Annotated in this window: 22 protein-coding genes, 1 pseudogene and 1 riboswitch; of the genes and pseudogenes, 11 read left to right on the top strand and 12 right to left on the bottom strand. The window is 56.7% G+C overall.

Going from position 1 to position 24,119, the window contains the following annotated elements:
- The 3 genes from GOV91_RS08440 to GOV91_RS08450 are packed head-to-tail and all read right to left on the bottom strand — an operon-like array spanning position 1 to position 3,574.
- A complete protein-coding gene (locus GOV91_RS08440) occupies positions 1 to 1,149 on the bottom strand; it encodes a carbohydrate ABC transporter permease (RefSeq protein WP_171235161.1) in 1,149 nt (382 codons plus the stop codon).
- A gap of 3 nt (positions 1,150 to 1,152) precedes the next feature.
- Complete coding sequence (locus GOV91_RS08445) at positions 1,153 to 2,160, bottom strand: carbohydrate ABC transporter permease (protein ID WP_171235162.1); 1,008 nt, start codon at positions 2,158 to 2,160, stop codon at positions 1,153 to 1,155.
- Between the two features lie 55 nt (positions 2,161 to 2,215).
- Entirely contained in the window at positions 2,216 to 3,574 is a 1,359-nt protein-coding gene (locus GOV91_RS08450) for an ABC transporter substrate-binding protein (protein WP_171176949.1), read from the bottom strand.
- A gap of 218 nt (positions 3,575 to 3,792) precedes the next feature.
- Here GOV91_RS08450 and GOV91_RS08455 point away from each other — a divergent pair, with 218 nt between their 5' ends.
- The 9 genes and pseudogenes from GOV91_RS08455 (at position 3,793) to GOV91_RS08490 (ending at position 12,446) form a co-directional block, all read left to right on the top strand.
- On the top strand, positions 3,793 to 4,824 hold the full coding sequence (locus tag GOV91_RS08455; protein ID WP_171235163.1) for a LacI family DNA-binding transcriptional regulator: 1,032 nt from the start codon (positions 3,793 to 3,795) through the stop codon (positions 4,822 to 4,824).
- Positions 4,825 to 4,830: 6 nt separating this feature from the next.
- Positions 4,831 to 6,132: pseudogene (locus GOV91_RS22670) on the top strand (GH1 family beta-glucosidase); the annotation flags it as partial.
- A gap of 45 nt (positions 6,133 to 6,177) precedes the next feature.
- The gene (locus GOV91_RS22675; RefSeq protein ID WP_371732291.1) at positions 6,178 to 7,158 is read left to right on the top strand and encodes a glucokinase; all 981 of its coding nucleotides are present in this window, start codon (positions 6,178 to 6,180) and stop codon (positions 7,156 to 7,158) included.
- A 39-nt stretch (positions 7,159 to 7,197) separates the two neighbouring features.
- Positions 7,198 to 8,124: a carbohydrate kinase gene (locus GOV91_RS08465; RefSeq protein ID WP_171235165.1), complete on the top strand. Its 927-nt coding sequence runs from the start codon at positions 7,198 to 7,200 to the stop codon at positions 8,122 to 8,124.
- 15 nt (positions 8,125 to 8,139) lie between these two features.
- Positions 8,140 to 8,805 (top strand): D-lyxose/D-mannose family sugar isomerase, encoded by a 666-nt coding sequence (locus GOV91_RS08470; RefSeq protein ID WP_171235166.1) that lies wholly within the window; start codon positions 8,140 to 8,142, stop codon positions 8,803 to 8,805.
- Between the two features lie 99 nt (positions 8,806 to 8,904).
- A riboswitch (cobalamin riboswitch) is annotated at positions 8,905 to 9,103 on the top strand.
- A 238-nt stretch (positions 9,104 to 9,341) separates the two neighbouring features.
- Entirely contained in the window at positions 9,342 to 9,698 is a 357-nt protein-coding gene (locus GOV91_RS08475) for a DUF1636 domain-containing protein (RefSeq protein ID WP_171176939.1), read from the top strand.
- Positions 9,695 to 10,471, top strand: coding sequence for an ABC transporter ATP-binding protein (locus GOV91_RS08480; protein ID WP_171176937.1), 777 nt, complete (start codon positions 9,695 to 9,697; stop codon positions 10,469 to 10,471). The genes GOV91_RS08475 and GOV91_RS08480 overlap by 4 nt, the downstream gene beginning before the upstream one ends.
- A 12-nt stretch (positions 10,472 to 10,483) precedes the next feature.
- Positions 10,484 to 11,434 (top strand): ABC transporter substrate-binding protein, encoded by a 951-nt coding sequence (locus GOV91_RS08485; protein ID WP_254440622.1) that lies wholly within the window; start codon positions 10,484 to 10,486, stop codon positions 11,432 to 11,434.
- Between the two features lies 1 nt (position 11,435).
- Positions 11,436 to 12,446, top strand: a complete 1,011-nt coding sequence (locus GOV91_RS08490) for an iron ABC transporter permease (RefSeq protein WP_171176935.1) — start codon at positions 11,436 to 11,438, stop codon at positions 12,444 to 12,446.
- 2 nt (positions 12,447 to 12,448) lie between these two features.
- Here the strand turns inward: GOV91_RS08490 and GOV91_RS08495 are convergent, their stop codons facing one another.
- The gene (locus GOV91_RS08495; RefSeq protein WP_171235167.1) at positions 12,449 to 13,339 is read right to left on the bottom strand and encodes a LysR family transcriptional regulator; all 891 of its coding nucleotides are present in this window, start codon (positions 13,337 to 13,339) and stop codon (positions 12,449 to 12,451) included.
- A 115-nt stretch (positions 13,340 to 13,454) separates the two neighbouring features.
- Here GOV91_RS08495 and GOV91_RS08500 point away from each other — a divergent pair, with 115 nt between their 5' ends.
- Positions 13,455 to 15,005, top strand: a complete 1,551-nt coding sequence (locus GOV91_RS08500; RefSeq protein ID WP_171235168.1) for a proton-conducting transporter membrane subunit — start codon at positions 13,455 to 13,457, stop codon at positions 15,003 to 15,005.
- 14 nt (positions 15,006 to 15,019) lie between these two features.
- Positions 15,020 to 17,431 (top strand): YbcC family protein, encoded by a 2,412-nt coding sequence (locus GOV91_RS08505; protein WP_171235169.1) that lies wholly within the window; start codon positions 15,020 to 15,022, stop codon positions 17,429 to 17,431.
- Positions 17,432 to 17,688: 257 nt separating this feature from the next.
- Here GOV91_RS08505 and GOV91_RS22680 read toward each other — a convergent pair whose 3' ends face one another.
- The 8 genes from GOV91_RS22680 to bioB form a co-directional block, all read right to left on the bottom strand.
- A complete protein-coding gene (locus GOV91_RS22680; protein WP_371732288.1) occupies positions 17,689 to 17,955 on the bottom strand; it encodes an inositol monophosphatase in 267 nt (88 codons plus the stop codon).
- A complete protein-coding gene (locus GOV91_RS22685; RefSeq protein WP_254440623.1) occupies positions 17,907 to 18,224 on the bottom strand; it encodes an inositol monophosphatase family protein in 318 nt (105 codons plus the stop codon). Before GOV91_RS22685 ends, GOV91_RS22680 begins: the two co-directional genes overlap by 49 nt.
- 355 nt (positions 18,225 to 18,579) lie before the next feature.
- Positions 18,580 to 19,335, bottom strand: coding sequence for a methyltransferase domain-containing protein (locus tag GOV91_RS08515; protein WP_171176927.1), 756 nt, complete (start codon positions 19,333 to 19,335; stop codon positions 18,580 to 18,582).
- Complete coding sequence (locus GOV91_RS08520) at positions 19,332 to 19,952, bottom strand: pimeloyl-ACP methyl esterase BioG family protein (protein ID WP_171235170.1); 621 nt, start codon at positions 19,950 to 19,952, stop codon at positions 19,332 to 19,334. Before GOV91_RS08520 ends, GOV91_RS08515 begins: the two co-directional genes overlap by 4 nt.
- Positions 19,949 to 21,235: an adenosylmethionine--8-amino-7-oxononanoate transaminase gene (bioA, locus tag GOV91_RS08525; RefSeq protein WP_171235171.1), complete on the bottom strand. Its 1,287-nt coding sequence runs from the start codon at positions 21,233 to 21,235 to the stop codon at positions 19,949 to 19,951. The genes GOV91_RS08520 and bioA overlap by 4 nt, the downstream gene beginning before the upstream one ends.
- Positions 21,232 to 21,852, bottom strand: a complete 621-nt coding sequence (bioD, locus tag GOV91_RS08530; protein WP_171235172.1) for a dethiobiotin synthase — start codon at positions 21,850 to 21,852, stop codon at positions 21,232 to 21,234. The genes bioA and bioD overlap by 4 nt, the downstream gene beginning before the upstream one ends.
- Entirely contained in the window at positions 21,849 to 22,982 is a 1,134-nt protein-coding gene (locus tag GOV91_RS08535) for an 8-amino-7-oxononanoate synthase (RefSeq protein WP_171235173.1), read from the bottom strand. The genes bioD and GOV91_RS08535 overlap by 4 nt, the downstream gene beginning before the upstream one ends.
- Positions 22,979 to 23,959: a biotin synthase BioB gene (bioB, locus tag GOV91_RS08540; RefSeq protein WP_171235174.1), complete on the bottom strand. Its 981-nt coding sequence runs from the start codon at positions 23,957 to 23,959 to the stop codon at positions 22,979 to 22,981. Before bioB ends, GOV91_RS08535 begins: the two co-directional genes overlap by 4 nt.
- Between the last annotated feature and the right edge of the window lie 160 nt (positions 23,960 to 24,119).

The raw sequence follows: 24,119 nt of genomic DNA on the forward strand, positions 1-24,119 counted from the left end.
CTATTTAACAGATCCGGCCAACAGGCCCCGGACCAGATATTTTTGCATTGCGAAGAAAACGACCAGCGGCACAAAGATCGAGACAAAGGCGGCGGTCGCAAGAATTTCCCAGTTGCCACCTCGCGTCCCCAAAAGCTCGACGATGCGGTTGGTCATCACGGTCGTCTGGCCAGTCGCATCGATCAGGAAGACCTTCGCAACCAGAAGGTCGTTCCATGTCCAGAGGAACTGGAAGATCGCGAAAGACGCCAGCGCCGGGAAGCTGAGTGGCAGGATCAGTTTGGTGAAGATCTGGAATTCGGTGGCGCCGTCGACGCGGGCATTTTCGATCAGATCACGCGGTAACCCGGCCATGTAGTTGCGCAAAAGATAAATCGCCAGGGGCATCCCGAACCCGGTATGTGCCAACCAGACGCCCAGATAGCCCTTCCCGATCCCAATGTTCAGGTGGAATTTCAGCAAGGGGATCAGGGCAAGCTGAAGCGGAACAACCAGCAGGCCGACAACTGCCGCGATCAACAGCGCCCGACCGGGAAAATCCATCCACGCCAGCGCATAGGCCGCGAAAGCAGCCACCAGAATGGGGATGATCGTCGCTGGGATCGTCACGGTCAAAGTGTTGAAAAACGCCTTGGCCATGCTGTCCGTACTGCTCTGATCCAGAAGAACTTTCTGGTAATTGTCCAAGGTGAACTCAGGCGGCAACTCGGCCGTCACAAAGATACGCGCGCCGCGGTTTCCGGAGAACTCTTCGGTGTTTTCCATCCGATAGTTTCCAACCGCATCGACGGTGATCGTGCCACCTCTACGCAGTTCGGCCGTTTCTCCGGGTTGAAACGCATCCACATCACGCGAGCTGATACCCCATCTCGAAATTGTGGCTTGCTCATCCGCGCTGAACAGCGCGCCCTCAATGACATACAACCCGTTTTCCAACGCCTGTGTTTCAGGCGCGGCGCTGCGAAGGGTCAGATTCTGCTCGGATGGAAACAGCGATCGCCACCACCCGCTTGATGAGATTTGGTCGGCTGTCCGAAAGGACGAGACCAACAGACCCAAAGTCGGAATAACCCACAACACCACAAGAAAGACGACCGAAAGGTGCACAACCCATCTGAGCGCCGGTTTGGTTCCTGCAATATCGCTCATGGCTTACTCCATCTCCCTGCGGGCGTTGCGCACATTCCACACCAGGATCGGAGCAACCAGCAGCATAATCACCATGGCCGAGGCTGACCCGACGCCCCAGTCATTGGCCCGAAACAGCTTGTCGTACATGTAGTTGGCCAGCACCTGTGTCTCCCACTGGCCGTTGGTCATGGCAAAAACGATGTCAAAGACCTTGAGCACGGTGATTGTGATTGTCGTCCAAACAACAAGGATGGTTGTTTTGATTTGGGGCACCTTGATCTTGAAGAAAATCTGGAACGGATTCGCGCCGTCCAGAATGGCTGCTTCGATGGTTTCTTCGGGGATGCCCCGCAAGGCTGCCGAAAGGATGACCATGGCAAAACCGGTCTGAATCCAGACCAAAACGATCATCAGGAAAAAGCTGTTCCAGAACGGGACCGTCAGCCAGGTTTGCGGTTCGGCCCCACCGAAAAAGATATAGAGCGCGTTTAGGATGCCAATCTGGTCTTGTTCTGCAGGACGCGCATCATAAACCAGTTTCCAGATCACCGACGCGCCCACAAAAGAAATCGCCATCGGCATGAAGATCAGAGATTTGGCGAAGTTGCCCCAGCGGATCCGGTCAGTCAGTTGCGCAACAAGCAGACCAAAGGCTGTGGACATGGCTGGTACGACGATCAGCCAAAACATGTTGTTACGCATGGCCTCCCAAAATTTGGGCTCAGCCGCCATCTGTGAGTAATTGTCCAGACCCACCCATTTGTACCCGCCGCCGGGCACACGCTCCGTGAGTGACAGGCGCAGTGTTTCAACAACCGGATAGGCCAGATACAGCCCCAGCGCAGCAAGCGCAGGGAACAGAAACAGCCATGGCCGGATCATGTTGGCCCGGTTGATGTTGCGCCCCGCATTCGGCCCGCGCGGCGGGAACAGAACTTTGTCCAGAAACTGGTTGGAGAGATAGAAATAGCCCACGCAACTCGACACGCCGATGGCGATCGTCAGCAGGCCTTGAAGTGCCGGTGTCATGGTGCGCTCATCCGTTTGGCAAGCGGGGCGATCTTAAGACCGCCCCAAACGTTTATCACTTGGCTGCGTCCCAGGACGACTGGATTTCGCCGGCCACGGTTGCTGCGTCTTTTGCACCCGATGAATAATCTACCATCCCGGTCCAGAAGGTACCGGCGCCAACGGCACCTGGCATCAGGTCAGATCCGTCAAAGCGGAAGGTGGTGGCATTGGTCAGGATTTCACCCTGCCCCCGCTGAGTGTCGTTGGAATAGTTTTCGGGGTTCGCACCAAGATGCGGTGTCAGGAAGCCGTCTTGCGACATCATGATCTCATGCGCAAAAGGTGTCTTGAGGAACTCCATGAACGCTTCGGCAGCAGGGTTCGGGTTGGTGACTGTAAACAGCGTTCCCGCCCCAAGTACCGGAGTACCCAGATCCTTTTCGGCATAAGCCGGGAAATAGAAGAAATCAGCATCAACGCCCAATTCGGTGCCCTCAGGGAAGTACGCCGGAATAAACGACGCTTGGCGGTGCATCATGCAGGCCGGGGGGCTGTCGAACAGACCCTTGGGGCTGTCGCGGAAGTCAATCGCGGCAGTATCGTCGGCGTCCCCGACAACATAGTCGTCATTGCGGGTAAAGCTGCCATATTCCTCAATTGCGGCGATCACCCGAGGATCGTCAAACTTCATCTCATTCGACACCCATTGGTCATAGACTTCCGGTGGCTGAGTGCGCAGCATCAGGTCTTCTACCCAGTCAGTCGCAGGCCAACCGGTTGCGCCTCCTGAAGCCAGACCAACGCATAATGGGGTTTCGCCATCTTCGACCATTTGGTCCATCAGAGCTTTGAACTCTTCCATGGTCTCCGGTACTTCGTATCCAAAATCTTCAAAGTTCTCGGGGATGTACCAAACCAGAGACTTGACGTTTACGTTGAAGAAAAAGCCATAGAACTCGGCAGCGCCTTGATCATTCTCGAACGTGCCCAGATCGACCCAGGACTGACCTGCAGCAAAGTTATCTTTGATCCAGTCAGCCGATCCGTCCGCAAGTGGCGTCAGGTACCCCTGCTTCGCAAGGTTTGCCGCCAGACCAGGCTGTGGAAACACTGTCAGGTTCGGCGCCGAGCCCGCCGCTGCATCAATGAGGATTTGTTGCTCAAGCGAATCTGAACCCACATAGCTGGAATTCGCGCCTGTTGCTTCGTCGAAATACGCGACGAGGTTTTCAAAGGATTTGCCCTCACCCGCTAGCCAGGGGCCAAAGATGGTCAGGCTTTCCCCGGACAGATCGTTAGCATCGGCAAAGGCCTGGAACCCGTCCCAGTCAAAGCTGCCTTCACCTGCGGCGTGGATCAACTCACCCTCCGCCTGAACCGACCCAGCCATCAGGGCGAACATCGCCGCACCTGCATAAAGCGAGTGTTTCATCTAATCCTCCTCCCGAATTTTCACGCGCTTAAAGACTCACTTTCAAAGCGCTTTGGATGCGACGTGTTATCCGCTAACACTTTCATCCTGTCAATCACTTGCTGCCTTATGCTGCCAATATTAATAAATTTGGCAATAACGGTAAAACAAGTTGACGGGCGCTCAAATTGGCCACACAACAAATGTTGCAGATAATTGAAGGCGCTTTGAATAGCAAAATGAACCTGAAGCAGCTCTCGGAAATCCTGGGCCTTTCGCAAACAACGGTGAGCCGCGCGCTGAACGGATATCCGGAGGTCAGTGAAGGAACGCGTGTACGTGTGCAAGCCGCCGCGCAAAAACATGGATATCGCCCCAACAGCCGGGCGAAAGGGCTGGCAACAGGGCGATCCATGGTCATCGGTCATGTGATCCCCAGTTCGTCGCAGCATGAAATGGTGAACCCCATCTTTGGTGACTTTGTTGCCGGAGCCGCGCGGAAATATGCGGAATATGGCTACGACATGATGTTTACCAACGCCGACGACACTTCGATCGAAGAAGCCTATCGCAGTCTTTTTCAGCGGGGTGCGGTCGATGGCGTTGTCCTGCAGGGGCCGAAAGTAAATGAGCCTCGGATCGCTGTTCTGAAACGCATGGGCGTGCCGTTCATCGTGCATGGGCGTTCGACTGGCGTAGATACGCCTTACGACTGGATCGACGTGAACAACAAAAGCTCGTTTCTACGGGCGACGCGGTTTTTGATTGATTTGGGTCATCGCCGGATCGCCTTGATCAATGGCCTGGAAGATATGGATTTCGCACAGCGCCGACGCGCCGGGTATCTGGAAGCGCTCAAGCAAGCTGGCCTTGCCGCCGATCCCGAACTGATGCGCAGCGCAGAGATGACGGAAGTGTATGGCCATCACGAAACGCGAGGTATGTTACAGCTTGAGAATCCGCCAACCGCCATATTGGCGTCCTCGATGATTTCCGCCATAGGGGTAAGGCGCGCCTTGGATGAAGCGGGCTTGAAGATGGGGCGCGATGTTTCGGTCATAGCGCATGACGACGACTTGTCTTATCTGAAGAACGGTCAAGACGTTCCTATTTTCACTGCAACCCGATCATCCGTCCGTCACGCCGGGGAAATGGCGGCAGAGATGTTAATTGAACGGATCAAGTTCCCCGATGATGCGGCCAACACCAGATTGCTGGAGGCTGAACTGGTTGTCGGACGCTCAACTGGCCCTGTGCCCAACAGGACGTAACAAAGAATGAAATACACTCGCTCTGACTTCCCAAAAGACTTCCTTTTCGGGGTCGCAACCTCAGCTTATCAGATCGAAGGGCATGCACAGGGTGGTGCCGGGCAAACACACTGGGATACGTTTGCGGCCTCACCTGGAAACGTGGTTCGTGGAGAAAATGGCGATCTCGCCTGTGATCATTTGAACCGGTTCGAACAGGATTTCGATCTGGTGCGCGAGGCGGGGTTTGACTGCTATCGGTTCTCAACCAGTTGGGCGCGGGTGATGCCGGAAGGTCGCGGGCAGGTAAATCAGGCCGGTTTGGATTACTATGATCGACTTGCCGACGCGTTGCTGGAACGCGGAATACGGCCCTGCGTAACCTTGTATCATTGGGAGCTGCCCTCGGCCCTGGCGGACCAGGGGGGGTGGCGCAATCGCGACATTGCAGGATGGTTTGCAGACTTCACCGAGGTCATCATGGGCCGCATCGGGGACAGGATGTACAGTGCCGCACCGATCAACGAACCATGGTGTGTCAGCTGGCTAAGCCATTTCGAAGGTCATCACGCCCCGGGCCTGCGCGACATCCGCGCAACGGCCCGCGCGATGCATCACGTTTTGCTGGCGCATGGTCGCGCCATTCAGGCCATGCGTAGTCTTGGGATGAGCAATCTGGGCGCGGTGTTCAACCTCGAATGGGCAGACCCGGCCGATGACAGCGTCGAGGCGCGGCTTGCTGCGGACCGGTATGATGCGATTTACAATCGGTTCTTTCTTGGTGGTGTCTTCAAGAAACAGTACCCCAAACTGGTGTTGGATGGGCTTGAGCCATACTTGCCATCTGGTTGGCAGGATGACTTTGAAACGATTGGGTCTCAGGTCGATTGGTGCGGGTTGAACTACTACACCCGAAAGCTGATTGCCCCAAGCGATACCGCGTGGCCCAGTTTGACCGATGTTCCCGGGCCTTTGCCAAAAACGCAAATGGGTTGGGAAATAGACCCTTCTGCCCTAAACCGTTTTCTGGTTCGCACACAGAAGGACTATACGGGCGCGTTGCCAATCTATATCACCGAAAATGGTATGGCGAGCGCAGAGCGCGTGCGGGATGAGGACCGTATCGAATATCTTGATACACACCTTGCAGCCGTGCTGGACGCTTTGGCACAAGGTGTTCCGGTTAAAGGCTATTTTGTCTGGTCTCTGCTGGACAATTACGAATGGGCCTTCGGATACGAGAAAAGGTTTGGACTGGTGGACGTGGATTTTGAAACTCTGGAAAGAACGCCCAAAGCGTCGTTCGCGGCGCTGAAATCCGCCCTTTCAGAGGGGCAGAACGTCTCTCTTCCGTTAGCGCAACCATCTGGTTCTGTGCATGAACACTGGAATTTGGTTGCAGACATTGGCGGAACAAACACCCGTCTTGGCGTTGTGACAAATGGCGAGCTAACGGACCTGCGCAAGCACCCTACGGGCACATTGGACGATCTGCTGAACGCATTTCACTCTCTGCGAGATGAGGTTGGCACAAATCCTCAGGCGGTCGTTGCTGCTGGGGCTGGTCCTGTAAGAAACGGAGTCATCCGTCTTACAAACGCTAATCTGGACTTGTCCGAGGTTGAACTGGCGCAGGCGACCGGGGCGGAGCATACTTTTGTTATTAATGACTTCACAGCGGCAGCTTGGTCAGTTGCTGACGTCAAACAGAACGAAGTTTCGGTTTTGCAAGGTCAGGCGAAACCGCCTGTGGGCACGCGTTTGGTGGTTGGCCCCGGCACTGGGCTTGGTGTCGGAGCTTTGTTGTTTTCTGAAGGGCATTATCACACGGTTTCCGGCGAAGGCGGCCACGTGGGACTGTATCCGCGTCACCGCGACGAGGTAGAGATCTTTGAAGCAGCCCGCCGAATTGCACCTGAATGCTTTTTCGGGAACAGCCTGGCTCTGGAAGCGGAAATGTTCCTCAGCGGAACGGGCTTGCCCATCCTGTATCAAGCCGTTGGATTGGCGGCTGGAAACGCACAGCCTTCATTGCGCTCTGCCAAAGAGATTTTGGCCGAAGCCCGCGATGCCGCGGACCCCATCGCAGTCAAAACAGCGCAGATGTTCACCACGCATCTGGGCGCACTTATGGGCGACATGGCAGTTACTCTGATGCCTGCCGGTGGGGTATTTCTTGTGGGCGGCGTCGCCGAGAAAAACCGCTGGCTCTTTGATCAGGACTTCAAGGACGCGTTCAACGGCGGTGGACGTTTTAGTGAGTTGCGAAAGTCATTGAACCTGTACGTCTCAGAACAAGCCGAATTTGGCATCATTGGTGCAAACAACTTTTGCAAGAACGCCCTCAAGCGTTAAGCGACGTGCCCCTCAGGAACTCTAGGAAAGGACTGTCGAATGATCTTGTGCTGCGGGGAAGCCCTGATTGATATGATCGCCGAGCCGACAGTTTCCGGTGCGCACGGCTTTGTTCCACATACTGGCGGGGCGATCCTGAATACAGCAGTCGCCATGGGGCGTCTGGGCGTACCTGTGGGGATGTTGACGGGCATTTCAACGGACATGTTCGGTCAGCAGTTGATCACCGCATTAAACGCCAGTCACGTTGATACATCGCATGTAATCGTCTCGGATCGCCCCAGCACGCTTGCCTTTGTTCAACTTCAAGATGGGCACGCAACCTACAGCTTTGTCGATGAAAACACGGCTGGGCGTATGTTGACGCCGGAAGATATGCCAGATCAGCTTCCAGCGGTTTCTGCTTTGTATCTAGGGGGTATTAGTGTGGCGTGTGAGCCCTGCGCGGATGCCTACGCGTCATTGTTGAAGCGTCATGGTGGCGAACGTGCGGTGATGCTGGATCCGAACATCCGTCCGGGCTTCATCGAGGATCAGACCCGGTTCCGAACACGCCTGAACCACATGATTGCGCAATCCGATATCGTCAAAGTTTCCGACGAGGATCTGGACTGGATCATTCCCGGTTCCGAGCCCGAGTCGGCGAAAGCCGCGTTGTTGTTGCAGGCCGGGCCAACGGCCCTGATAGTGACCCGGGGCGGTGATGGCGCACATGGGTATCTGGCAGATGGATCAAAGGTTTCGGTGCCGGTGAAACCGGTGCAGGTCGTAGACACGATCGGTGCCGGCGATACGTTCAATGCCGGTGTGCTCACCGCACTCAGCCGTGCTGAGCAACTGACCAAACAAGGCCTGCGAAACCTGACCCCAGAAGCGTTGCGCGCGGCCATGGGACTGGGAGCCGAAGTCGCAGCTGTAACCGTATCCCGTGCCGGGGCTGAGCCGCCCTGGGCGCATGAGCTTTAATTCTTGGAAAAACCAATGAAACGATCCGAAATTAACCGCATCAAGTCCGAAGCGCAGGCTTTCATACAATCCTTTGGAGCCGTGTTACCACCTTTTGCCGATTGGTCGCCCGATCAGATGCGAAGTCCTGTAGCTGAAACCATCCGCAGTCGGGGGCTGGGCTGGGACATCACCGATTACGCTCAGGGCCGGTTTGATGAACTCGGCCTGTTCCTCTTCACTCTGCGCAATGGTGAGGTGAATGATCTGAAATCAGGTCGCGGGATGTTGTATGCGGAAAAATTGCTGATCTCGAAAGATAAACAACTGTCTCCGATGCATCGTCACATCGTAAAGGCCGAGGACATCATCAATCGCGGCGGGGGTGATCTGGTGCTGGAGATTTACGCATCTGACCCTGACGGGGGCATCGACCGGGACACGCCAGTGACGGTACCCAGCGATGCCTGCCCTGCTACGTTGCAACCAGGTGAGCATTTGCGGCTGAAACCGGGGCAAAGCGTGACCCTGATGCCGGGTGTCTGGCACGCATTCTGGGCAGAACACGGCGATTGCCTAATAGGCGAGGTTTCGACCGTGAATGATGACCGTACGGACAATGTCTTCGAAGATCCCATCCCTCGGTTTTCACAGATCGAGGAAGATGCAGCGCCGGACTTCTTGTTGGTTTCCGACTACTGACATCAACAAGGCTAGAACCGGCCAACGTGAATGTGTGCCGCGCCCAGATGTTTTGGATCGGCTCGACTGCTTCTCCTTCTTGACAAGTCCAGCACCGCCAGCCTAGCTGAGTTGGATGGTTCCGAAAGGGATGAAAATGGGAATACGGTGCGGCGCTGTATTGCGCCAAGTCCGTGACTGCCCCCGCAACTGTAAGCGGAGAGCGACGCCACTGCGCCACTGACCCCGAAAGGGTTGGGAAGGTGGGCCAAGCTTTGACCCGCAAGTCAGGAGACCTGCCATCCGATGTTTAACCAACCCGGGGCGGGGCGTCCTGGAAGGAGGCTTTGATGGCACGGTTTTCGCGTGTTTCCATTTTTGGCACCTTCTGTCCGCGCTTGGTTTCAAGCAGAGCGGACAATGCAACAGGTGACTGATAGCTTTATCCTCAACCCCAATACCTATTGTGCTGTGGCCTCGCGAAAAGATCGCGATTCTCAAAACAGTAATGTTATAACATTGTATTGTAGTTTGATCAGCGGTAACCGGTGCGCACAATGACGAAAACTGCAGATCATTTCCTACTTGTATGCACGACATGCACAGGCGCGATGTCCACCGATCAAGTGAGTGGCGCATTGGCGCGAAAACTGCCCGAAGGGTTTGCAATCCGGGAGGTCGCGTGCATGGCGGGCTGCGACCGGCCAACCACCGTCGGTTTTCAGGCACCGGGCAAGGCGCAGTATTTGTTTGGTGACATCGTTTCGGAACAGGATCTGGATGCAGTGGTGGAATTCGCCGGGCAATATCAGCTCAGTTCCGATGGTTGGACAAACGCAACTGACCGCCCACTAACACTGTTCACCAAAACCTTGTCGCGCATGCCTGCCTTGCCATCGCAGAGGCCGTCATGAGTTTCCTGGCTGTCGAAAACCTAGAATACTATGCCTTGAACGGTGATGTGCTGCTTCAGGATGTGTCCTTTGGCTTGGAAGAAGGATCAATTCTGGCGATTGCGGGACCGAATGGGGCTGGGAAGACTACGCTGCTCAAGCTGCTTTGCGGAATCGAACGTATTGCGCTGGGTGATGTGCAGATAAAAGGTCAAAGCCTGCGCACCTTGTCGGCCCATGAACGCGCGCGGACGATCGCTGTGGTTGGCCAACAGGAAATGCCGGATAGTCGGTTGCGATTGCACGACTATGTTGCACTTGGCCAAATTCCGATCAAGGCTGACAAGTCCGCGTCTGAACACAGGGAAGATCTTGACCGGGTTTTGGAAACAACGGGTTTAATGCACCTTTCCCGCAAACCTATGGGTCAGCTATCGGGGGGTGAGAGGCAACGGGCGCATATCGCACGTGCGCTGGCTCAAAACCCGTCTCTGTTGTTTCTGGACGAACCGACCAATCACCTAGACCCGGATGCCAAGGGGCACATGTTGTCTTTGGTCGCTGAATTGGGCGTGACGGTTGTCATGATCGTCCACGATCTGGTCATGATCCCGGAATTTGCCACACATGTGGCATTGATGAAGTCAACACGCCTGACAGGGTTTGGCCCTGTCAACGATGTTCTGACAACGGATCGTGTCCGCGATACATTTGGAGTGGATTATCTGTGTTTCCAGCATGAGGGCCGCATGATCCCTGCTCTGGATATTCGAAAACGTAAACTGTCATCATAACAGGAGCTTACAATGATGCGGAAACTCTGGCCTGTGGCTTTGTTCACTGGCCTGGCAAGCGGCGCAGCCGCGGATGCCATTACAGTGGACAATTGCGGCGAGCCACTGGTTTTTGAAACAACGCCAGAACGGCTCGTTGTTCACGACATGAACATGACTGACATGGCGTTTGCTTTGGGTCTGCAAGACAAGATCGTCGGCCTGACCGGCATCACAGGCTGGTACAAGACCAGCCCGGATTTTGACGCACAGCGCGGTGACATCCCCGAGTTGGCTCCGAAATATCCTAAAGTTGAAAACCTTGTCTCTGTCGAACCCGATATGTTTTTCGCTGGTTGGTATTACGGAATGCAGCCAGGTGGCGAAGTGACCCCAGACACGCTGGAACCCTTTGGCATCAAGACCATGGTCTTGACCGAAAGCTGCGTGCACCTGAACAAAGACCGCCCCGAAGCCAGCATGGATCTGCTGTTTGACGACGTCCTGCGTTTGGGTCAGGTGATGGGCGTCGAAGCCAAGGCGGAAGATCTTGTTTCGGGCTGGAAAGACCAGTTGGAGGCCATTGAGGCAAAAACCGCTGATCTGGCAAAACCTCGTGTTTTCCTGCTGGACGGGCCGGCAGATGCGCCTTTTACCGCAGGTAAATTCGCCATCCCGGACGCCATGATTGCCGCTGCGGGGGGTGTAAACGTCACACATGACATGGATACCAGCTGGGGTCGCACCTCATGGGAAACCGTGGCAGCCGCAAACCCGGAATTCCTGGTGCTACTGGACTATCAAACAGGAAATGGTGCAGAAGATACCTTCCAGTTTCTGAAAGATCATCCTGTCATGTCACAAACCGATGCAGTCAAGAACGCGCGCTGGATCGGCCTGCGTTACGAGGAATTGACACCCGGACCGGCAAATATTGAAGCCATTGAAAAGATGGCCAATGCGATGCATCCGGAGACCAACTGACATGGTCCATTTGGGCCGATCGATCTTGCTGGGGGCGGTCATTCTGACCGCCCTTTTGCTGCTGTCTACGATCTATGGCACAACCTCGATCCCAATGGCCGAGGTCTTTACCGCCATTGGCTTGGGGACCGGCCTGACAGAAGGTGAAATGTCCCCGGTGCATCGGATCGTTTTCGACCTTCGCCTCCCCCGAGCCTTGTTCGCCGCTGTGATCGGCGCAGGGCTGGGGGTAGTTGGCGTGGTTTTGCAAACAACCACGCGCAACGATCTGGCCGATCCGTTCCTTTTTGGCCTGTCCTCGGGCGCGGCGGCTGGGGCCGTTCTTGTCATAACGGTCACTGGCGATGTGCTGGGGGTCTGGACCCTGCCTTTGGCGGCTTTTTGCGGGGGGCTTATAGCCTCTGGCATTGTTCTGGCTCTGGTTCAGGGTTTGCGCACAAGTGCGCCGGAAAAGCTGATCCTGGCCGGTTTGGCTGTGTCTTTCCTGTTTTCCGCGATCACAAATTATTTGATCTTCTCCGGCGACAGTCGTGCGGCCCATTCGGTTATCTTCTGGATGCTGGGCGGATTGGGTCTTGCCCGATGGCAGACTTTTCCACTGGTCCTGACCGGGCTTGCCCTAATCCTGAGCTACGCGCTTTATCGCAGCCGCTGGCTGGATGCCCTTTTGACCGGAGATTTCACTGCATCGTCGCTGGGAATTCCCGTCCAAGGCCTTCGATTCCGAATGTTCTTTGTGGCTGCGTTGGCTACGGCCAGCTTTGTGTCCGTGGCTGGTGTCATAGGTTTTGTTGGACTGATGGTGCCTCATATTGCGCGCGGCATTGCTGGTACGCTGCACCGAAACCTGCTGATTACCTCGGCCATCGTAGGGGCGATTCTGCTGACACTGTCGGATATTCTGTCCCGGCTGCTCCTGGCCCCACAGGAACTGCCCGTGGGTATCGTGACAACGTCTATCGGGTCTCTTTTTGTTTTCCTGTACCTGTTCAAATCCGCGCGTGGTGACTGACCTCAGACACCGACCTGCGTGTCCGATCCATGCGACAAGAGCTCTTGCACCAAAGGGTTCGGGAACCGGCGTTTGAACGTGATCGCGTGGAAGTTTTCCTTGATTTTCGGGTGCTCTTGCGCCTCGACCAGACGACCCGAATTCAACTCATCCTGAACAACGATCGGAGCCACCAGAGCCAGCCCGATATCCTCCCGTGCAAGCAGCCGCATCATCGCCATGTCGTCCACCTCGGCCGCCACCTGAGGGCGCACCGACATGCGGCTGGCCATGGCGTCAAAGGCCGTGCGGACACTGTTGTTCGTTGTGGGCAGGATGAAGGGTTGTTCTTCCAAAAGATCCCGTATTGAACGTGTCGGTTTCAGACGATCGGGGGTTCCGACGATGCTCACCGGTTGTTCGGCCAAATGATGAGTGACAAAGCTGGTTAAACTGTCGCTTGCGGGTTCGTGGTTCATCAAGACCAGGTCGAAATTCAGCGTTTCGAGCCCCTCCAGCAACTCGCTTGGGCTTCCGGACCTTAAAATAACCTCGACGTCAGCGCGCGCCAAAATGGGCCGCAAAAAACGAATCTGAAAGTTGCGAGAAAGGGTGGACTGTGCCCCAACCCTAAGAGCTTGCCGCGTATTCCCCGCGTCCTGCAAGGTTGCCACAAGTTCCTGACCTGTCGCAAAAATCGCATCGGCGTGGTCCAGAGCGATATGTCCGGCTTCGGTGAGATGCAGCTTGCGGCCCCGGCGTTCAAACAGCGGATGACCAAGCCGGTCTTCCAGCTCTTTTATCTGCACGGACAAGGCAGATTGAGAAAGATTCAAACGCTGCGCCGTACGGGTCAGGTTCCCGTCATGAGCGACGGCCCAGAAGTAGCGCAGGTGATGATAGTTGAGCGGCATATCGTTCTATTTATATGAACGAAACACATCAAACAATGTATTTTTCTTATGTTGCACTGCGAAATATGTCGAACGGAACAAGTCGAGTCAGTATCGAAAGTCAAGGGACACACGCATGAGTTACCTGCTTCTACCCCTCCTAAGTCCAATGATCTTGTTGGGATCTGCATATTACTGCAGCCGACATCAGGGGATTCGTCCGGGCAATTTGCCGAAAGTCGCAGAATGGGCGGCCCTGGCGGCCTTTGGCGTGTCTGCCTTGGCGGTCATGCTGCTGATTGCAAAAGGGTCCGGGACCTCGACGATGATCGGCTTTTGGGGAGTGGGCCTTTCGGTCCGGTTGGATGCTGTAAGCGCCACAATGTTGGTTCTGGTCAGTTTCATTGGCTGGATCGTATTGCGGTACTCTGCAACATACATGGACGGAGAACCAAGGCAGGGTGCCTTTAGCGGTTGGATGTCTGTCGCGCTGGCCGCCGTTCTTTTGTTGGTGACGTCCGGCAACATCGTGCAACTGCTGGTCGCCTGGATTGCAACAAGCCTGGCATTGCATCAACTGCTGCTGTTCTACCCCGAACGTACCACGGCACAACGCGCAGCGCGCAAAAAGGCTGTTGTGGCGCGGATCAGCGAAGTTGCGCTTGGTCTGGCCGTTGCCTTGCTGATCATCGGCTACGGCACCAGCGACATCGCTACGATCCTGTCAGAAGCACAGCCGACAGTAACCACAATTGTCGCCGCCCTGTTCATCGCACTGGCGGCCGTACTGGCTTCGGCCCAGTTCCCGGTCCATGGGTGGCTGACCGAGGTGATGGAAGCACCAACCCCGGTCTCGGCCCTGTTGCACGCGGGCGTGATCAATGCGGGCGGGTTTCTATTGATCCGCTTTGCGGATGTGATGCTGGTGGCTCCTGGAATTATGGCCTTGTTGGTCATGCTGGGCGGTTTCACCGCGCTGTTCGGAGGCTTGGTCATGCTGACGCAGCCCGCGGTCAAGACATCCCTGGCGTGGTCAACAATTGCCCAGATGGCGTTCATGATCATGCAGTGCGGTCTTGCCCTGTTCCCGCTGGCGCTGCTGCACATTGTGGCGCATTCGCTCTATAAGGCCCACGCCTTCCTGAGCGCGGGTGAAGCTGTGCGCAACGTGGCTGCCATTCGCCGTCCGGGGCCGGTGGCAGTACCAAGTGCCCGCAATGTACTGCTGGCCTTTGCAACCGGCATTCTGATCTATGGTGCGGTGGCTTGGGTGTTCGGAATCAACGGGAAATCTGTTCAGGCCATTGCATTGGGCGTGATCCTGATCTTTGGCGTCGCCTACCTGCTGGCGCAAGGCTTTGCGGATGCAGCGCCCGGTGCGCTGACCCGGCGCACTGTCATCTATGCGGGTGCAACATCGGTCAGCTACTTCGTTCTGCAAATCGCTGCGCAGAATCTAACGGCGGGCACCCTGCCGCCTACGCCTGCTGCAGGACCGCTGGAATGGGCTTTGATCGTTCTTGCGCTCATCAGTTTTGGCGCCGTGGCGCTGGCCCAATCGACCTTCCCGCTCTGGGCCTCGCATCCGGCGGCGGCGGGAATGCGGGTGCACTTGTCCAATGGACTTTATGCCAACGCAATCTTTGATCGGCTGCTGGACGGGCGGTCCACGCGCCGGACTGTGTGAAAAGGGGATCAGATATGTATATGAAACACGAAAGCTATCCTGCTCCGCTTTTGGAACTCGTCGCGATTGCTAATGACGCTGTGCGTCAGATCCCTCCTCTGTTTCCGCTGTCTGCGAATGTCGCTGTGAACCCCTTTTTGGGTCAGACAGGGGATACCCTCGCTGTAACGGCCGCACGTCTTGGCCGTGTTGCCGGTGTGCGCATCACCCCTGACAGGCGCATTATGGCCGAGAAGTTGAACTCTGGTGAGATGACCGAAGGGGATCTGCGTGAGGCGATTTCGCATGTAGAAAGTCGCTTTGATCCTCCGGGGCTTGAAGAAGTCACAGCCGCTTTGACGGATGATGCCGCACCTCTTGCCCCGTTTCTGACGGTGGCGGAATTGGCCGCAGATGTGTCTGGCATCGACTGGCCCGGATTAATCGAAGAACGTATCGGAGCTTGGGCCGCAAGTCATTTCGACGAAGGCCAGGCCCTTTGGCAACCCAGCCGTGCCGGCGGTGCGTTCAGTGCATGGCGGGAGTTCGCATCGCGCGACCTGACACCTGAAATCAATGGGTTGAAAGGCTTTGGCGCATTTGTGGCGGCCACCAACCGTTCGCAATGGCGCGCCATCGGGCGGGCCTCGGAAACGCTGGGCGTGACGCCTGACGCGGCTGGAACAACATTTCATCGTTGGCTAATCACGCTGGGCGGTTGGGCGCAATACGCGCGCTATTTGTTGTGGCAGGCCGAGCTTCAGGGTCAGACCGACACAACAACGGCGGAACTTCTGGCCATTCGGATGGTATTTGAAGAGGCCCTGTTCCACCAATACCGTGATCAGATTTCGGCGCGTTGGCTGGAAACCGTCGCAATGCACGAGACCCCGATCACTCCGTCCCGTGACATGGTGATTGATGCCATTCTGCAGGATGCTGCGGAACGGGCTCAACAGCGCAAGCTGGGTCAGGTTTTGGCTAGTCGTCAGCCACGGGCGACCGAGGGCCGCCCACTGGTGCAGGCTGCGTTCTGTATCGATGTCCGGTCCGAAGTTTTTCGCCGGGCGTTGGAAGCACAGGACTCGGGTATCGAAACCATCGGCTTTGCCGGGTTCTTCGGGTTGGCCAGCGCACATAAATGCGCGGGATCAGACGTGACCGAATTGCGGGGTCCGGTTCTGCTGAACCCCAATGTTAAGTCCAAAGCAGCAGAAGACACACTGTCCGACCTGGATCGTCGCTATACGGCCCGTGCCAAAAGGGCGTGGGGGCGGTTCAAGCTGGCCGCTGTTTCATCCTTTGCCTTTGTCGAGGCGACTGGTCCGATATACGCTGGTAAATTGTTGCGGGATTCGCTGGCTGCGAGTGGTAGTGGCAGCAAGTTTGACCCTGCGCCTAAACTGGACCCTTTAATGGATCTGGTCACGCGCATCGGTACCGCCAAAGCCATTCTGGGCGCGATGTCTCTGACAGATAATTTCGCGCGCATCGTGATGCTGGCGGGACATGGGGCGGACGTCACCAATAACCCCCATGAAAGCGCGTTGCAATGCGGTGCCTGCGGCGGTCACGCGGGGGATGTAAGCGCCCGGCTACTTGCCAGCCTGCTGAACGACAACCAAGTACGGGACGGACTGCGAGACAAAGGGATCGACATCCCCACTGACACGCTGTTTCTGCCAGCGCTGCACAATACCACGACAGATGGCGTTACTCTGTTTGATCAGGATCACCCCGCGGGATTGTGGGCGCCGCAGATCGCTCAGCTGAAAACCTGGTTGGCAGAAGCCGGACGCCTCTCACGTAACGAGCGTGCGGCCCGGCTGCCTCGGGCCCATGGGGGCGACGATATCGCCCATCGCGCCAAGGATTGGGCAGAGCTTCGACCCGAATGGGGTTTGGCAGGGTGCCGCACCTTTATCGCAGCGCCGCGAAGCCGGACTGACGGGACCGGTTTGGCCGGGCAGTCCTTCCTTCACAGCTATGACTGGCGCTCGGATGATGGGTTTGGCGTGCTAGAGTTGATCATGACCGCCCCGGTTGTCGTGGCCAGCTGGATCAGCTTGCAATACTATGGTTCGACTGTCGCGCCGGGGTTATTCGGTGGGGGCAACAAGTTGCTCCACAACGTAGTCGGCGGGATTGGTGTTGTTGAAGGGAACGGCGGCGCTTTGCGTCCGGGGCTGCCCTGGCAATCAGTTCATGATGGCGAGGCGTTCCAACACGACCCTCTGCGTCTGTCTGTGGTGATCGAAGCCCCACGTGAGGCCATGAACGCCATTCTCAAGCGCCACGCCAATGTCAAAGCGCTCTTTGACAACCGCTGGCTTCACCTGATCGCGATGGACGAAAAGGGTGATCTGGCATGGCGTTACACGGGTGATCTGGAATGGAGCCCAATTGCCAAGACGACTGGTTATGAACAGGCCATAGCAGCCGAATGACCAAGACCATGAAGCCAAGGCCCGGCGCATTCTGCCGGGCCTCTATCCGTGTATCAACGCCAGTAGGTTAGCACGTAATTCCGGCGTCGCCGCAGAAGCGACCGTGCATCAGACTTCAGTTTCAAAGCCCTACGCTGCCAATCGGTCTTCACACCACCGGCTGCCGCAACAAATGGCGTGACTGCCAGAAATGCTTAGGGTTGCAGTTCAAAATCCACCACGGCATCCACATGCCCCGCAGCCAACAGCGCATAAGGTTAACAGTCAGAGGTAAACCGACGGTTCTGCCAAGCCTGCATCAATCGGTCGAACAGGTTCGGATGATCGCGCTGAATCTTGTCATCTTTGTTCACAGACAGGATCGACTGATCCAAACGCGTTTGCTGCGGGGTCTGAATGGGCTGGCCATTCTTTGTGGCCCCCTCCCCCATGACACCCACAAATACCTCATCCAAGGCAGGCCTTCCAACCAACCCTAGCCTAGGCTGTCCCTCAACCGGATATGCACACAGGAAGCCAAACAACGGGTGCCGCCAACTGGATCAATGAACCACATATGCCGACCGTCTCCAGCCTCCTGCCCATGTTCCTCACCAAAGATTCCATGCTCGGGGAAATGTCGTTTCAAGTAGGACCGAACCTCAGCTTCAACCGGCTTGTCGGCTTGCGTCACAGGGCGTTCATCCAGCTTGAGTTCAACACCCAGAGATCCACGAAGGAACCGCATCCCGTTCGTGGATCCAATATTCGTCATCTGAATGGAGTGTTCTTTAAGCGTATGTGTGACAACCATTTCAATCTTTTAGGATGGAAGCACCTGTGAGATTTCAAAGACGGGTTTCATCAATTGCAGTAAGCGTGCGCTTCAGCCGCACCCGGCGATTTGAAGTTCTGTCGGGCGGTGCCGTCAATGCCGAATCCAGCTTTAGGCTTCATGAACTGCAAGAAACCAATCTGGCGCGTATTGCTGCTCGGAATGCGCAGGTCCAGATCGTGGTAACTGACGGGAAAAGCCGGGTAAGTGCGCGCTGGTCACTCTGGATTCAGACAGACATATCAATCTGCTTTTTACGGACCCTCACCCGTCAAAGGGCATTTGCCAAATGTTGTTTGCAAACGAAATGGTTTGGTGGTCGCCGAATAGCCGCTTACTGCTTTTGGGCAATGATCCAAACCGGGTGATATGTCAAAGACACCCCGTCATCCGTCGCAAAGCTTCGTACATAGTCTTTCTCAAACCGGGCCAGAGTGGACTTGGTCCACGCCCCTTGCGCGCGACCGTTCACCCCGGTTCGGCGCAAGTATTTCAAAACGTCACGCGGAGTTTCGAAATATGATGGCCGGATGCGTTCCCCGGCGGTCAAAACCCGCATTGACCCCTCAATGGCCGCGACAAGGGCGTCTGCCCCGCAAAGGCCAGGCGCCTGGGCTGTTGATCCGATGCTTGTCAGTTCTTTGTATTGCTGAGGTCCAAATCCTGAAATGGCCAGCCAGCCACCGGGGGCCAATGCATCGACCGCCTGCTGTAGCAGCCCGGTCGGGTCGTCCATCCATTGGATCATCGAGGCTGAAGCGATCAGGTCGATCTGGCCGGGCCATTGCACCATACGCACGTCGCCTGCGATAAATACGGCCGCTTCGGCGTCTGCCGTTGCCTGGGCTTGCGGCGCGATGTCGTTCAGAACAAGGTCAGGCAGATCGAAATTTTGCCGCAACGTCCGGGTGAGATGCCCGGTGCCACACCCCATTTCGAATGCGGTGCGAAATTGGCCTGGTGCGCCCACACGGCGCAGTTCAGAAACCAGTTTATCAGCAACCCACGCCTGTTGGCTGGCTGTGTCGTGATAGGTGTCAAAGCTTCTGCTAAAGCTGCGTTGGACCTTATCTGCCGGTTGCGCCGTCATGACAGCCACTCCGCCCAATTTTGGCCTGACCCGAAGGGTACATGTGACCCTGCAACACGTTTGACCGAAGCTGAGGTCTCCGCCCAGGCAGCCTCTTGCGCCTTCGTTGGAATGATACGGTCCCGATCGGGTATCCACACCAGGTCAAACCCGGGATTCAGGGCCGATCCGCGACGGATCACTGCGTGAAGCTCTTGTTGCGCTGCTGCGAGGTCAAGCTCTGGTGCCTCAACAGACAACCCCGCGCGGCGGCAAAACTTGGAAAAACTGGAGGTCGTCAGCTGATCCGCCGTCGCCCGTATCATTTCGGGCGCAATCCCACGGTCCGGACAGGTCGGATGCAGGGTGCCACTGACGGCAACAAGCCGGTCGGGGCGAAACTGCGTATTAGCCAGCCAATGCGCGGCAGATGCCACGCCAAAGGAAAACGCGAGCATGTCGACACGGTCAAACCCTGTCAAATCAGGCAAGGGGTCATCAAGCTGGGTGTAGTCATCAACCAACAGAACAGACGCGCCACCGGATAGACCCTGGAACGGTGCAGCGCCAAGCGCCCAACCCCCGAACACAAGGATCAGAATGCCGTCGCCTGATTTCTCCAGCCACCTGTGTTTCATCCCTGCCCCCCGGCCAGCGCGACCATTGCACTCGTGACCTGGCTGAGCTCGTCAGGAGAGATTACGTAAGGGGGCATGCAATAGATGTTGCGCGCAAAGGGGCGTAGCCACACTCCGGTCTTTGGGGCCAGCCGGTGGGCGACAGAAGGATCAACCGTATCCTTCATTTCGATAACGCCGATGGCGCCAAGGACTCTGACATCCGCTACGCCAGGCAAAACGCGAGCTGGCTCCAGTTCGGTGCGAATCTGGGCCTCAATATCAGAAACCTGCCGTTCCCAGTTCCCCTCGGCCAGCAGACGAAGGCTTGCCGATCCCGCGACACAGGCCAGAGGGTTGGCCATATAAGTCGGGCCGTGCATGAACACGCCTGCCTCACTGTTGCCGATGCCATAAGCCACCTGCTCGCTGGTAACCGTTGCCGCGAACGAGATATGCCCACCGGTTAGCGCTTTGCCCAAGCACAAAATATCAGGTTTGACGTCAGCGTGATCGATGGCGAACAGCTTACCGGTGCGGCCAAAGCCAGTTGCAATCTCATCAAAGATGATCAGCACATTGTGGGCATCGCACAAGGCACGTGCCGCGCGCAGCCATTGTGGGTGGTAAAAATACATACCTCCGGTGCCCTGAACCACAGGCTCAAGGATCAGGGCGGCCAGTTGGTCGCCTTTTTCGGCAAGCAAGCGCTCCAGCGGCTCCAGCCCGTTCTGTACCGAATCTGCGGGCCATTCGTCACCCAACCGCACGTGCGGGCGCGGCAGGAAGTGCTGGATCGACAAGGCTCCACGGAACAACCCGTGCATACCGGTGACCGGGTCGCAGACGCTCATCGCCTTCCAAGTGTCGCCGTGATAACCGCCCCGAATGGTGGCGAACTCGAACTTGCCGCCGCGGCCATGAGCCATTTGGTACTGCACAGCCATCTTCATCGACACTTCGACAGAAACCGAACCGCTGTCACAGTAGAAAATGCGATCCAGCCCTTCGGGCAGCATGTCGATCATCCTGCGCCCCAGATCAATGGCTGGATGATGTGTCAGCCCCCCGAACATCACATGGGGCATCTTCTCGAGCTGTTTCTGCATCGCAGATGTGATCGCAGGGTGTTTGTGACCGTGGATCGCACACCACCACGAGGACATGGCGTCGATCATCTTCACGCCGTCTTCCCGGTACAGATAAACGCCCTCGGCCCGGTCGATAAGGTGCATCGCGCCGGGATTGGCCACGTTGGTATAAGGGTGCCACAGGTGGCGGGCGTCAAACTCAAGCGGGGTCACAGGAACCTCCGAATGGTGACAACGTCAATTTCTGAGAAGGCATCTTTTAGGGTTTGCTGTGTCAGTTCGCTTAGAACCGGAAGGCGCCCAAGGTGACGGACATTGCTCATCTCAACGATGGTTTGTTCAACATCCGGCTCAGCCTCACCGACAAAGGCAACACCCACAACCTCACATCCAGCGCCACGCAAGGCCATCAGAGACAATGTGGTGTGGTTGATCGTTCCCAGCGCTGTGCGTGCGACCAAAACCACCGGAGCCTGCCATTGCGCGATCAGGTCCAGGTAATAGCTTTGGCGGTTTAGCGGCACCATCAGGCCCCCTGCCCCCTCAACGACCAGCGGCCCGTCAACCTGCGGCACAGCAAGGCGCGACAGATCAATCTCAACACCCATGTCTTCGGCAGACAGATGGGGTGAGGCCGGCAGGTTCAGGCGATACGCCTCAGGCAAAACTTCTGCACCGGACAACAAGCGGACGGTTTCTGTGTCCGTCGTATCTTCCAAACCCGACTGAACGGGTTTCCAATACCGGGCATTCAACGCTGCGGTCAGACCAGCGGAAAAAACGGTTTTTCCGACGCCCGTGTCGGTTCCGACGACGATCAACGCGCTCATGCGGCCTCCGATTGGTAGCTGGCGATGTTTGTAAACAGTGCCGAAGTGTCCTCGTGCGTTACATTTCCGGTGATCGACACACGCAGTCTGGACGTTCCCTTGGGAACGGTGGGGGGGCGAATACCCCGGATGTCAAAGCCCTGTTGCTGCAAGGCAGAGGCCGTCGCCATCGTTCTGGCCTCGTCACCCAAAATAACTGGGATGATCTGGCTGGTCAGGGCCGAATCCGGCAGTCCTGTTTGCCGGGCCACGTGATGGGCATGACGCAGACGGTCATGTGCAGCAGCGACCAATTGCGCGTTGGTCGCCAATTCCCGCAAAGCTGCCCGCACCAAAGCAGCGTTCAAAGGCGAAGGCGCGGTTGCAAAGATAAAGGGCCGCGCGCGATTGATCAGCGTATCAATCATTACACGCGGACCACAGATCAGACCGCCCGAAACGCCCAGACCCTTGCCGCAGGTATGGAGTGTCAGAACATCCGCGCTCAGATCATGCGCCAGACCTTTGCCGTTCAGGCCAAAAACGCCAGTGGCGTGTGCTTCATCCACGATCAGTACGGCATCGGCCTCGCGAGCCAAGGAGGCAAGATCCTCCAGCGGTGCAAGATCGCCTTCCATGGAATACACGCTTTCCACTGCGATCCAGATGTGGCCCGATCCACCCGTCGCCCGCCACTCGGTCAAAACCTTGCGCGCATCTTCTACGTCATTGTGGCGAAAGGCACGCAGATCCGCGCGGCTGGCACGCATCCCTTCATGGGCACTGGCATGAACCAGTGCGTCATAAAGCACCAGATCTCCGGCTGCTGGCAGGGTGGAAAAGATCGCCTGATTGGCCTGAAACCCTCCACCCATGAAAAGCGCGGCTTCAGATCCAAAGAATGCGGCAGCTTCCTGTTCAAGCGCCTCATGTTCAGGGTGATTGCCCCGCAGCAGGCGCGAGCCACCAGAGCCAACCGGCACGCCGCGCGCCAAGGCGGCCTTTGCGGCATCTTGCAACAGTTTTGACCCCGCCAAACCCAGATAATCGTTCGACGCAAAATCCAAACCCTGCGCAGGGATCAAAGCCCGGCGGCGGTGCCGGGCTTCAAGCGCATCGAGCATGGATTCCAGTCGATCGACTGCTTTCATTCGGCAGCTTCCGTGCGCTTGTGGTCTTCCGCCGTTTCAGCCTGAATGCCAAGTTTCGCAAACAGGACCGAGTCGGTGTCTTCCTCGGGGTTTTCCGCAGTCAAGAGCGTTTCGCCCACAAAGATCGAGTTGGCACCGGCGAAGAAGCACATCGCCTGCATCTCGTCGCTCATATCGCTGCGTCCGGCAGACAGGCGAACATAAGATTTGGGCATCAGAATACGGGCGGTTGCGATGATCCGCACAAAGTCGATGGGATCGATCGGCTCTGCATCGGCCAACGGCGTGTCAGCCTGCGGCATCAACATGTTGATTGGAACCGAATCCGGCGGAGGGGTCATGTTGGCCAGGGTCAGCAACATGTCGATACGGTCGCCGGTATGTTCGCCCATACCCAGAATACCGCCCGAGCAGACCTTGATACCGGCCTCCTGCACCCGGTTCATCGTATCGATCCGGTCCGAAAAAGTGCGGGTGGTAATCACTTCAGAATAATAGCGCTCTGAGGTGTCGATGTTGTGGTTGTAATAGTCCAACCCGGCGTCGCGCAGCTGGACTACCTGAGTGTCATCCAGCATGCCCAGTGTCATGCAGGTTTCCATACCCATCGCTTTGACGCCTTCGACCATCGCAACCAAGGCAGGCATGTCACGTTGTTTGGGTTCGCGCCAGGCAGCACCCATACAGAACCGGGTTGCGCCGCCATCCTTGGCTTTCTTGGCCTCGGCCAGAACGCGCTGAACCTCGATCAGCTTGGACGCCGGAAGGGTTGATCCGTTGCGGGCCGATTGCGAGCAATAGGCGCAGTCCTCGGCACACCCACCAGTCTTGATCGACAGGAGTTTTGACGTTTGGACCTTGTTGGGATCAAAGTTCTCGCGGTGCACGGTTTGCGCCCGAAACAGAAGATCCATCAACGGAAGATCATGAACAGCTTGCGCAGACTTTCGGGTCCAGCCGGAATGAGGGATGATCATTTTATCTATAAAACTTCCTGCAGCTTGCGTTGCTGCAGATTTATTATTGATAAAATAAAAATGCGCAACCGTGTTGGCGCAAACGCACCCAAATCAAGCGGAAATGCCACGCCCTCAAAGCCCAGCCCCGGATCGACAGTACGCGCCGAATGTGTCAGCG

The organism is Ruegeria sp. HKCCA6837, assembly GCF_013034475.1.
GTDB lineage: Bacteria > Pseudomonadota > Alphaproteobacteria > Rhodobacterales > Rhodobacteraceae > Ruegeria.